Origin of the sequence: Actinoplanes sp. NBRC 103695, assembly GCF_030269485.1 — a bacterium.
Lineage (GTDB): Bacteria > Actinomycetota > Actinomycetes > Mycobacteriales > Micromonosporaceae > Actinoplanes.
This window is the reverse complement of the sequence record NZ_BSTL01000072.1, coordinates 1-10645: the sequence shown is the minus strand read 5'-3', so window position 1 is coordinate 10645 and position 10645 is coordinate 1. Positions and strand designations below refer to the sequence as shown.

The 10645-nt window shown below is 66.0% G+C and carries 11 protein-coding genes and 1 pseudogene; 6 read left to right on the top strand and 6 right to left on the bottom strand.

Annotated features, from left to right (window positions below):
• The first annotated feature begins 447 nt into the window (after positions 1 to 447).
• Positions 448 to 2028, top strand: coding sequence for a sensor domain-containing diguanylate cyclase (locus QSK31_RS47920; protein WP_285691891.1), 1581 nt, complete (start codon positions 448 to 450; stop codon positions 2026 to 2028).
• Here QSK31_RS47920 and QSK31_RS47915 read toward each other — a convergent pair whose 3' ends face one another.
• From QSK31_RS47915 to QSK31_RS47905, 3 genes and pseudogenes are all read right to left on the bottom strand, one after another.
• Positions 2029 to 2181 (bottom strand): hypothetical protein, encoded by a 153-nt coding sequence (locus QSK31_RS47915; protein WP_285691890.1) that lies wholly within the window; start codon positions 2179 to 2181, stop codon positions 2029 to 2031. It abuts the gene before it with no gap.
• 119 nt (positions 2182 to 2300) lie between these two features.
• Positions 2301 to 2390, bottom strand: a pseudogene (locus QSK31_RS49100) (hypothetical protein); the annotation flags it as partial.
• A 531-nt stretch (positions 2391 to 2921) separates the two neighbouring features.
• Entirely contained in the window at positions 2922 to 3338 is a 417-nt protein-coding gene (locus QSK31_RS47905) for a hypothetical protein (RefSeq protein WP_285691885.1), read from the bottom strand.
• A gap of 4 nt (positions 3339 to 3342) precedes the next feature.
• Here QSK31_RS47905 and QSK31_RS47900 point away from each other — a divergent pair, with 4 nt between their 5' ends.
• Both QSK31_RS47900 and QSK31_RS47895 read left to right on the top strand, forming a co-directional pair.
• A complete protein-coding gene (locus tag QSK31_RS47900; protein WP_285691883.1) occupies positions 3343 to 4140 on the top strand; it encodes a DDE-type integrase/transposase/recombinase in 798 nt (265 codons plus the stop codon).
• The gene (locus tag QSK31_RS47895) at positions 4124 to 5143 is read left to right on the top strand and encodes a reverse transcriptase/maturase family protein (RefSeq protein WP_285691881.1); all 1020 of its coding nucleotides are present in this window, start codon (positions 4124 to 4126) and stop codon (positions 5141 to 5143) included. Before QSK31_RS47900 ends, QSK31_RS47895 begins: the two co-directional genes overlap by 17 nt.
• Before the next feature lie 383 nt (positions 5144 to 5526).
• Here the strand turns inward: QSK31_RS47895 and QSK31_RS47890 are convergent, their stop codons facing one another.
• The gene (locus QSK31_RS47890; RefSeq protein ID WP_352244842.1) at positions 5527 to 6360 is read right to left on the bottom strand and encodes an IS5 family transposase; all 834 of its coding nucleotides are present in this window, start codon (positions 6358 to 6360) and stop codon (positions 5527 to 5529) included.
• A 113-nt stretch (positions 6361 to 6473) separates the two neighbouring features.
• Here QSK31_RS47890 and QSK31_RS47885 point away from each other — a divergent pair, with 113 nt between their 5' ends.
• The 3 genes from QSK31_RS47885 to QSK31_RS49095 all read left to right on the top strand — a co-directional run bounded on the left by QSK31_RS47885 (position 6474) and on the right by QSK31_RS49095 (position 7869).
• A complete protein-coding gene (locus QSK31_RS47885) occupies positions 6474 to 7085 on the top strand; it encodes a group II intron reverse transcriptase/maturase (RefSeq protein WP_285691879.1) in 612 nt (203 codons plus the stop codon).
• 61 nt (positions 7086 to 7146) lie between these two features.
• The gene (locus QSK31_RS47880) at positions 7147 to 7644 is read left to right on the top strand and encodes a transposase (protein WP_285691877.1); all 498 of its coding nucleotides are present in this window, start codon (positions 7147 to 7149) and stop codon (positions 7642 to 7644) included.
• Between the two features lie 3 nt (positions 7645 to 7647).
• The gene (locus tag QSK31_RS49095) at positions 7648 to 7869 is read left to right on the top strand and encodes an HNH endonuclease (RefSeq protein WP_352244840.1); all 222 of its coding nucleotides are present in this window, start codon (positions 7648 to 7650) and stop codon (positions 7867 to 7869) included.
• 277 nt (positions 7870 to 8146) lie between these two features.
• On the opposite strand, the gene QSK31_RS47875 is transcribed toward QSK31_RS49095, so the two are convergent.
• Entirely contained in the window at positions 8147 to 9586 is a 1440-nt protein-coding gene (locus QSK31_RS47875) for a cytochrome P450 (RefSeq protein ID WP_285691876.1), read from the bottom strand.
• A 40-nt stretch (positions 9587 to 9626) separates the two neighbouring features.
• Positions 9627 to 10481, bottom strand: a complete 855-nt coding sequence (locus QSK31_RS47870; protein ID WP_285691875.1) for a helix-turn-helix transcriptional regulator — start codon at positions 10479 to 10481, stop codon at positions 9627 to 9629.
• Positions 10482 to 10645 lie beyond the last annotated feature (164 nt).

Genomic DNA, 10645 nt, shown 5'->3' with positions numbered 1-10645 from the left:
TCAAACTCGGTTCTACGGCCATCGCAGGTCTCTCCTTCGTGATCTAGACAATCCGAAGGATCTGCGATGGCCGCCTCTCATCACTGCAAAACTGCAGGTCATACACCACTTCGGTGGACGCGACCCGGGGCTCCGGATCGACCTGCACCACAAGGACATGGACAACTTGCTAGCTAGCGGCCCGCCCGCTCGGGTACCGCGGCCCACGGCTCGCTGGTCCCCGACTTCATCGCCGCACCCCACCACTCGGGCGACGGTGGCCTTGACCCACTCCGCGCTCCTCCGCAATCAGGAGCGCCTCGTCGCCAATCAGGTGCTTCCGTAGCCGCGCGGGGAACCCGCCCAGTCGGACGATTCGCGGGCGGCCCTGTCGAGACGTCCCTCAGATATCTGTTCGTCCTGTCGATTGAAGAAGAGCCAGGTCTACCTCGACAGGTGGGAAATGGGATGACGTACGAGGGCGTAGGCTCGCCCCCGCCGGGCCGTTCGCGCGAGACCGCGAACCGGAGGGGCCAGCCGTGGCTTGACGTTGCCCCACACACCCGTCTGTCGGACGAGGCGTTCCGCGTGCGCCATCGCACGTTGCGGATCATCCTTTGGTTGCAGTTCCCCGTCCTGGCCACGGTCACCTTCATCGTGAACGATCCGGCCGACCCTCGCGTGGTCGAGCCGGACGAGGCCGGCCCCGGCCAGGAGGGGATGGTCGTCGTCTGGCTGATGCTGGCCGCGATGCTCGCCTGCGCCATCGGCAGCCTGCTCACCGCCTCGCGGCAGCTCAGCGCCGCGGTGATCTCGATGGGCTTGCTGCTGTCCTGCTCCGCCCTGGTCCTGATCGGCAACGGGGAAACCATCCTACATTTTTCGTTCTTCGTCGTGATCGGCCTGATCAGCCTGTATCAGAATTGGCTGCCGCTGCTGATATCGGTACTGCTGGTCGCTGCGGAGTACCTGTTGATCGGCGCCCTTGCGCCCGGGCGGATATTTGCCGACGAACGCGCCCAAGCATCGCCAATCCTGTACGCCGCCGTACACGTCGGATTCATTCTGTTCACCTGCGCGGTCCAGGTCGCCTACTGGCGGTTCATCCAGCACGCACAGCAGGAGACCGATGACATCCGGCTACAGGCAGACTGGACGGTACGCCGCAACGCCGAGCGCTACGAAGCCCTCGTCCATGACTCGTCGGATGTCATCAGCGTGGTCGACCGTCGGGGCGGGATCACGTCGATGAGCGCAGCGGCGCAGCGGATAATGGGCTACAGGCCGGACGACCTAGTCGGCACGGAATACAGCTCGCTGGTCCATCCCAGCGATCTTGGCCAATTGATCAGCGAAGGCAGCGAGAGCGCCCCCGACCATCGAGCGGAATTACGAATCCGGCACGCCGACGGATCCTGGCATTGGCACGAATTGACTGTGCGCGACCTTACCAGTCATCCCGCCGTCAACGGCCGCGTGATAAGCCACCGCGATATCACCGAACGAATGACGTACCAACAGATGCTCGTGCACGATGCATCTCACGACGCGCTCACCGGACTGCGGAACCGGGCTGCGATACTCCGGGCCATCGACCACGAACTCACCGCCCGGCAATCCCTGGTCGCTGTGCTGTATCTCGACCTCGACGGTTTCAAAAAGGTCAACGACACGTTCGGCCACGACGCCGGCGATGCGATGCTCGTCGCGGTGGCCGACCGCTTACGCCGCTCGGTAGAGGGTTCGGGCGAGGTCGGCCGCTTGGGTGGCGACGAGTTCGCCGCCGTGCTCCCTCGTGTCACGTGCCTAGAAGATGCGGTAGAGGTAGCTCAGCGGGTTCTCGCGGACCTGGCCGAGCCGATGACGGTGGGTGGAGACGCTTTTCATCCGGTCGCCAGTGTCGGTGTCGCGCTCGGGCGCACCGGCCGGACAAAGACCGATGAGCTGCTTAGTCGCGCCGACGCCGCGATGTACCGCGCGAAACGTGACGGTAAGGGCTGCTGGCGTGTTGACGACACATCGATCGGCATGGTCAGCGGCTCGAGGTGATCACTGCGGCCGGCCGCGGAAGAGAATGCCCTGGATGAGAATGTCCACCATCCAGGCGAATCGTTCCTGGCTGGTGCCGGCCATGACGTCGTCCTTGGCCGCGTAGATCCGGGGAAACTCATCCGCGGGCGCCCGGTTGATCGCTTGCGCCACCGGGCCGTCCGGCTCGGCCGCGTGGGACGCCTGGGCGTGCTCGGCGGCAGTGGCCGGCAGAACATGGTGAGCATGTCGATGGCCCAGGCCGCGGTCCGGCGGCCGACACCGGCCTCATCCAGCAACTCCAGCAGGGCCTCGGCGATCCGAAGGGTGTTCGGGCCGACTGCAACGGTGTCGAAGGCGAGCTGCGCGAGACGAGGGCTCACCGACAAGGACCTCGGTGTACGACCACAGCAGGGCTTCAAGCCGCTCTCGCCAGGGCTGGCCGACGGTCCCGACGTCGACCGCCTGCAGGGCACTTTCGAGCACCAGAACTCGCAGCTCGCTCAGATCGTCGGCGTAGGCATACAGCGATGCCGGGCCGGTGTCGAGGGCCGTGGCTATCCGGCGGAGACTCATACTCGCGCCGTCGTCGGAGGTGATCTGCCGCAGCGCCTCGGCCACGATCACCTCACGGCTTAACGGCGGCTTGGCCGGCCGATCCCTCCCTGTCAGGATGTCGTGAGACACCCCGGCGATCGGGGTTGGCTAGCAGGGCGTGACTGGAGATGCGTACGTGAGCAGCAACAAGCAGACGCCCGAGCCCAACGGATCCGGGCCGGTCAACCCGGCCCCGCGCCCGGTCCGGCGTAGCTTCACCGCCGAGTACAAGGCCGCGGTCGTGGCCGAAACGAGGCCGCCGCACACGGCGAGAAATCCGCAGTCCTTCGTCGCGAGGGATTGTTCCATTCCCACGTTCAAGAATGGACCCGGGCGCGCAACACCGCGCCGCCGGCCGGATCGGCGAATAGTCCCGGGAACACATCGGCGACGACGGCGCGGCTGTCGCGGGCCGAACGCGAGACCGAACGGTTACGTGCCGAGAATGCCCGGCTGAACGCGAAACTCGCCCAGACCCAGGCCGCGTTGTCGATCATGGGAAAAGCGCACGAGCTCTTGGCGTCGCTGGCCGAGAGCACGGACACACCGCCGCCGTCGAGCCGCTGATCGCCGAGACCCTGCAAGCGCTCACCGACGCCGGAACACCCATCCGCACGGCGTGCCGGCTGGTCGGGCGGTCCCGGGCCACGCACTACCGCCACGCCCGTGGCCCGGTGCTGGGCCCCAAGCAACGACGTCAGCCAGGCCCGCACCAGCGAACGCAACGCGGTCATGCAGGTGATCAACCAGGCTGGCTACGGCGAGCTGTCGATCGGGCAGATCTGGATCCGGGAACTCGACGAAAACCGTTACTGGTGCTCACTTTCAAGTATGTATCGCATCGCCGCGGCCGCGGGCCAAACAAGGGAGCGACGCCGTCAGGCCACTCACCCGGCGAAGGTCAAACCCGAACTGGTCGCCGACGGACCGTCGCAGGTGTGGTCCTGGGACATCACCAAGCTGCGTGGCCCGGTGAAGGGAATCTGGTTGCACCTGTACGTCCTGATCGACATCTACTCCCGCTACAACCCGGGCTGGATCCTTGCCGCCGCCGAGGACTCCGTGCTGGCCCGCGATTTCATCGACGAGGCCATCGCCCGTATCGGCCGGACCCCGCACACCGTGCACGCCGACCGAGGCACCTCGATGACCTCCCAGCCGGTGTCCGCGTTGCTGGTCAACCTGGGCGTGACCCGCACCCATTCCCGGCCCCGAATATCGGATGACAACCCGTTCTCCGAAGCGCAGTTCAAGACCCTGAAATACCTGCACGACTTCCCCGAATCGTTTCCGAACCTGCCGGCTGCGCGGGCGTTCTGCGACGGGTTCTTCGCCGAGTACAACCACGTCCACCGCCATTCCGGGATCGGCTGGCACACCCCAGCCTCGGTCCACTTCGGAACCACCGGCCCGATCGACGTCGCCCGTCAGAACACCCTCGACACCGCCCGCGCCGCCCACCCGCAACGCTTCGCCCGACGACCCCGCCCACCCGTGATCAGTGAGGCCTTTCAACCTGATGGCGCAGGTCAATGACCTGATGGAGAGTCAGAGTTGGGCGAGGTACGGGTTTGATTGCGGCTGGTGTCCTTTGCCATCGAGGTGTGTCCGCGGGCCAGCGGATTTTGTCTCGGCGAGGGTTTGTGTCAGTCAAGTTTATCCGCGGCAGTTCGAGTTCGTTCTGGCCGTCAGGCAGCGCCACGAGCGCTACCGGTTCAGCCCAGCCAAACGGATCTACATTCCGAAGAAGGACGGCAAACTCAGGCCGCTCGGACTGCCACCATGGTCGGACAAGTTGGTCGGCGAAGTGGTACGCCTGCTGTTGGAGGCGTGCTACGAGCCGACTTTCTCCGACCGCTCAAACGGTTTCCGTCCCGGACGGGGCTGTCACACCGCGTTGCGGAAGATAACGGACACCTGGACCGGGACGACCTGGTTCATCGAGGGTGACGTCTCCGACTGCTTCGGCAGTTTCGACCATCAGCTCATGCTCGACACGATGGCGGAGCGCATCCACGACAACCGGTTCCTGCGGCTGACGCGTAACATGCTCCAAGCCGGATACCTGGAGGACTGGGTATGCAACGCGACGCTGAGTGGGGTCCCGCAAGGCGGCATCGTCTCGCCCGTGCTCTCCAACATTTACTCGCCCGTGCTCTCCAACATTTACCTGCATCGGCTGGACGAGTTCGTAGAAACAGTTCTGATTCCGGAGTACACCCGGGGGCGGATCCGCAAGCAGGACACCGCCTACGCCCGGGTGCGAGCCGCGCGAGACCGGGCACACCGGCGCGGTGACCGTGCTACGGCGCGCGAGCTGCGTCAGCAACTGCGCGGGATATCCAGCGGAGATCCTCGTGATCCGGGATTCCGCCGGTTGCATTACGCCCGGTACGCCGACGACACCCTCCTCGGGTTCGCCGGACCCAAGGCCGAAGCCGGACAGATCAAGGCCCGCCTCGCGGCGTTCCTGCGTGATGATCTCAAGCTGGAACTGTCTCAGAGGTTGGTCCGGAAGGTTATGTCCGTTCCGGGATGAGTGTGAATAGGCCGGGCTGGGTCTCGGTCAGGATCTGCCGGTTGACCAGGCGTTTCAGCTTGGCGCGGATACCTCGGTGTCCTTGGGCTCGGTGCCGATCCTCAGCGCGAGGCAGACGTCTTTCGCGCGCAGGGCGCCGCGGTCGGGGGTGAACACGGCGAGGATCTGTTTGGTAGGGCTCACTGATGACGGCCGGCTCGGCTGCGGTCACCTCGTGTTCGAGGATTTTGGTCAGTGTCTGGCGGGTGGTCGCCAGGTCGGCCAGCTCGGACTCGACGGCGGCGACCTCACCGGCGAGCTTGTTCATCTGCTCGCGCAGGTCGTCGCGGCAGCGGACGCGGCGGCTTCCCGGGCGGCGATCAGGTCGAGGACGGTGATCGTGTTCATGCCGGGTCCCGCCAGGATGGTGTGCTGGTGCCGGTCAGCCGGCGCACGAGGTTGGCCGCCGACGCCCACAACGTTCGTGACACCGATGACTCCGGGCGGCTCTCGTACTCACGGACCAGGCGCCGGTGCAGCATCAACGTGCCGTTGATCTGTTCGACCACCCACCGCTTCGCGATCGGCACGAACCCCGGCTTCGTGTCGGATGGCTTGACCACCTCGACATCGACGCCGAGCAGGGCGCCGTGGATGCCCAGGTCATGCTTGAAACCGGCATCCACCCACGCCCGGGTGACGGTCGGGGTGTGCTCGACGACCTTGTCCAGCAGCCGCACGCCGATCACGGTGTCGGTGACCGACGCGGCGGTCACCACCACCGCGATGATCAACCCGAGCGCGTCCACCGCCAGCCCACGCTTACGGCCCGGCACCTTCTTCCCGGCGTCCTTACCCGTGGTCGCGGCGGGAACGTGGTTCGCGGCGCGGATCGACTGGGTGTCCAAGATGATCGCGGACGGATCCTCCCGGCGGCCGGCCTTCTCCCTGGCCTGGCAGCGCAACAGATCATGGATCGCCTGGTCGGTGCCGTCGTCACGCCACAACGCGAAGTAGTAGTACGTCGCGGACTTCGGCGGCAGGTCATGCGGCAGATACGCCCACTGACACCCGGTCCGGTTCTGATAGAAGATCGAGTTCACGATCTCCCGCAACGAGTAACGGCCCTGATGCCCCGACACCGACGGATGCTTCGACTTCCACGCATCCAGAAACGGACCCACCACCGCCCACTGCTCATCGGTGAGATCACTGGGATACGCCTTCCGCTCGCCCATGACCTGCACAACCAGCATGCCCACCGAGCAGACACCGACCCAGCCCGAAGGTCACGACATCGAGCGATGACGAACTACGGAAAACTCACAAACCGCCCTCTCAGGAGAAGACCTTGATCACGCACGCCCGTACTCAGGCGGCAAAGTTCCTCGGCTACGAGGTCACCGTGCACCACAACGACCGCAAGGTCACCCGGGGCCGTCGTAGCGCCAACGGCGTCGTCGGTCTGCGCGTCCCCTCGGCGGTGATCAAGGCCAAGAGTGCCCCCTACCTGGAGCGCGGCAAACCCGAGCGCCAGGCCCGGCTGATCAACGAAGACGACCACACCATCGTCAACGCCTACGCAGCCGAATACCGGGGCACCGTCCAGTACTACCTGCTGGCCGGTAACGTCGCTCGGCTCTACCGGCTGCACTGGGTCATGGAGACCTCGCTGCTCAAGACCCTGGCCAAGACGAAGCCCAGCCCGGCGGCCGACCACGCCAGGCAACTGTTCGAGACCGCGCGCGCGTTGACCGATACCGGCCGCGCCTACAATTCGGTCGGCTGCGAGCTGGGGCTCAACTGGCGCACCGTCCGCAAATACGCGGCCGCCTCCACCTGGCAGGAGTGCATGCGCCGCCCGCGCCCACGGGTCCCGTCCCCGCTCGACCGCTACCTGAGTATCTCCAGCAGCGGCGGGGCGAGGGCGAGCACAGCGCCAAAGTGCTGCATGAAGAGCTGAAAGCCAAGGGCTACCTGGGCCACTACCAGCGTGTGAAGATCGCCGTTGCGCCGTTGCGCCGTTGCGCCGCTGCGCCGCTGCGCCGCTGCGCCGTTGCGCCGCTGCGCCGCTGCGCCGGGGCCTGCCGGTCGATCGACCTCACCAGCGTCCACCGTCACCACGCGAAGTTGCCCGGTGGACTACCAGCAGCCCACCGCGGCGGACCCTCGACACCGCCGGACGACTCCAGCGGCTGCTCGCAAATTGCCCAGAACTCGACCGCACGCACACGCTGGTCCGAGCGTTTGCCGCCATGTTCGACGCCGGCGACCCCGAACCGCTGCCGGACTGGCTTAACGAACTCGAAACGAGCCGCTTGCCCGGACTGCCCAGCCTCGCCAAGGTCATCCGCGAAGACCTCCCCGCAGCCGTCCAGGCCATCACCTCGCCCTACAGCTCCGGCGTCAACGAAGGCCGCATCACCGACGTCAAACTCCAGAAACGAATCATGGCCGGCCGAGCGAAAATCCCGCTACTACGCCAACGAGTCGTACTCATCGCGCACCTACGCCGCCTCTAAACGATCTCCGACCACGAAAATCTTGCCAGAGCCACTTCAACGAGTACCCCGACACTGGAAGTCCATCACCTGCGCACACTCGCCGACCTCAACCGTCACGACCGGCCCGACAAACCCGCATGGGTGCACCTCATGGCAAAACGGCTTCGCAAGACCCTGGTCATCTGCCGGACCTGCCACGAGGACATCCACGCCGGTCGGTCACGCGCATCCCTCCGGAACTGAGCACTGGGGAGCCGTGTGTCAGGGAAACCGACAGAACGGTTCGGGAAGAGGCCGACAGAAAAGGACCCACGCCACGGGCACCTCGCTGGCGGCCCACTTCACTCGGCGAGAGGCCCAGGGAAACGGACCGGGAGCAATCCCGGTCCGTTTCCCTGGGCCTACTCAGCGCCCGCCACCACGACGGGCGCCGACCGCAATTCGCGGCGTCGACCGTCGGCATGCCCACCTACAGGAATTCCGACTATTTACTTTGAGTTACCGGCCTCACCGCGTGAGGCTACCGGGGACTGACACGAAGGTAGAGGTTCTTCGGAATCATGGCGAAGCTCAATCCCTCCACAACGGCACCGGCGGAGCGGTCCGGCGTGAAGTCGAACGTACGGGCCAGAACCGAGGTCACCATGGAGGTCTCGATCAGGGCAAGGTTGCGTCCCGGGCAGAAGCGCGGACCAGCACCGAACGGGACGAACGGGAGTTTCCCGTCCGCCGGTTTGCCCTCCAGCCACCGTTCCGGACTGAACACGCCGGGGGCCGGGAAACGCTCGGCGTCGCGTCGCCCCCCATAGGAAAGCAGCAGAAACACTTCCTCGTCCGCAGCCAGGGACAACTCCCTCCCGTCGCTGCCGGTGATCGACAGGTTCCGGGTCGGCTCGAATCCCAGGAACGGTATGGGCGGACGGAGACGCAACGCCTCGTTGACCACGGCCTCGGCGTACTGCAGCCGCCCCATCGCGGCCGGGTCGGCCGGGAGCTCGCGCTCGCCCAGCACCTCATCAGCCTCAGCGCGCACCTTCTCGTGAATCTCCGGGTGCTCAGCGAGGAAGTGTAATGCCCACCCGGCAGCCGACGAGGTGGTGTCTGAACCGGCCAGCAACATGGTGAAAACGTTCCCGAGGACCTCACTCTCGGTGATTTCCGGCACGTCGTCCAGTGGTCTCACCAGCGCCTCAAGAAAGTTCGACGGTTGCTCGCCGGCTTCCACCCGCGCCTTGGCCCCCTCGTAACGCCCTCTCACCAACGCTTCGACCTCCCGGACTGTCGCGTCCAGTCGCCGGTCCCTCGGCAGCTTCACCAACCTCCAGTAGGGAATCGGGGTCATCAGCCGTTGGGAGAACGCCGCGAGCAACGCCGGCAGCCGGGTGTGCAGGCCGTCACCGGAGTTCTCCAGCGAATTCAGGTCGTGCCCCATGGCCAGCCCGACCGCCACGTCCAGGGTGTATCTCGTCGTCTGGTCGAGGACGTCGATCCGCTCACCGGAGGCGGCGAATGCCTCCCATCGCCGCAGCAGCCGCCCGGTCACCATGGTGACCGTGTCGAAATACTGCCGGAGATACGATGGGCTCAGCGACTGGGTAGCCACCTTCCGCAGGCGGCGCCAATGGTCGCCCTCAGCGGTGAAGGCGCCGGGACGGACGAGCTCGTCGACGATGGACGAGGTCGACCTTGCCCGCCGGAAATCGTGCGGTCGACGCCGCAGGATCAGGTCCACGTGCGCCGGATCGGCGGTGACGACGACATTCCTCGGGCCTAGGCGAAGCCGGTAGGTCGGACCATGCTCGTCGGCCCACCGCTCCAGCTGACGATGCGGCACACCACCACGGACGAACTCTGGCGCGTTGCCCAGGAACGGCAGCGCGCGAGGACCGGCCAGGGTCCGGCTGGACCGGGCAGCGTCACCGCGGTCGGCGTTCGAATTCAATGAGGGAACAGTGGACAAGATCAATCTCCTAAGGATCTGGGGCGGACGCATGGCGACGTCAGGCAGGAAACGCCGTAGAACGCCTCGCGGACTCGGTCCTGGCCTGGTGCGGGGTCTGGCCGGACCATTTGTGAAACGCCCGGCGGAAAGAGTTCGGCTCGTCGTATCCGAGCAGGAGCGCTATCTCGGTGATGGTGATGTCGTCGCGAGCCAGATAGTGCTGGGCCAGCCGATGCCGGGTGCGGCCCAGCACTGCTTGGAATGTCGTCCCCTCCTGCGCCAGACGGCGTTGCAGCGAGCGGCCGCTCATCGCCAGCCGGCGGGACACGTCCTGGGCGGTGCCCTGGCCGGCGGGCAGGAGTTCCAGCAGCGCGGCCTGAACCCGGACGGCGGTGGTCTCCACCTTGCCCAGGTCGGCGAGACGCCGACGCGGGTCGTCCTCAAAGATCTTCCACATGGCGTCGTTCGCGGTCAGGAACGGACGCCGGGCGTCGAGCGAGGTGAAGACAACCGTCACCGACGCTCCCCGGCCGATCCGCACCCCCAGATAGTCCCGGTACGCCTCGGCATCCGGCGGATCGGGCATGATGGCCTTCGCCGGGACGAACGTGGTTCGAGTACCCAGCCTGGCGAGCGCCACCCAGAACGTCAGTTCCCATGCCACCAGGCCGGGTGGCGGCGGAGGCGCCGACGGCATCTCGGTCGTCACACTCAGGCCGAGCGCGGGCTCACCGGTGAATGTCTCGGCGGCAGTCCGGAGCCGGAAGAACTCATCCGGCTTCAACGTCACCTGCGGACTCAGGAAGAGGTCCTCGGGCAGTCGCGCTGCTCGCAGGATCGGGCCCGCCGGCACGCCGAGGTCGGCGAGGGTGGCCTTGATCGCTGAGCTGAAAGTGTACCCGTCGACGGTCACGCGCAAGCGTCCTCCTCACAGAGCATCCCCTCCAACACTAGCCTCAGTCTTTCGCTTGGCCGTCGGCCCATAGCTATGATTCGATGAATGCGATTCGCGTGCTTTTAGCTGTTCTGTAGGCATGGTGAGGGCCCGGCGCTCGGCCGGGTTCCTCCGTGTTGCTG

Bases quoted from the DNA above. Each gene is read 5' to 3' on its own strand.
- QSK31_RS47920 (WP_285691891.1), top strand. From the start codon at position 448: ATGACGTACGAGGGCGTAGGCTCGCCCCCGCCGGGCCGTTCGCGCGAG.
- QSK31_RS47905 (WP_285691885.1), bottom strand. From the start codon at position 3,338: ATGACCGCGTTGCGTTCGCTGGTGCGGGCCTGGCTGACGTCGTTGCTT.
- QSK31_RS47895 (WP_285691881.1), top strand. From the start codon at position 4,124: ATGGCGCAGGTCAATGACCTGATGGAGAGTCAGAGTTGGGCGAGGTAC.
- QSK31_RS47890 (WP_352244842.1), bottom strand. From the start codon at position 6,360: ATGGGCGAGCGGAAGGCGTATCCCAGTGATCTCACCGATGAGCAGTGG.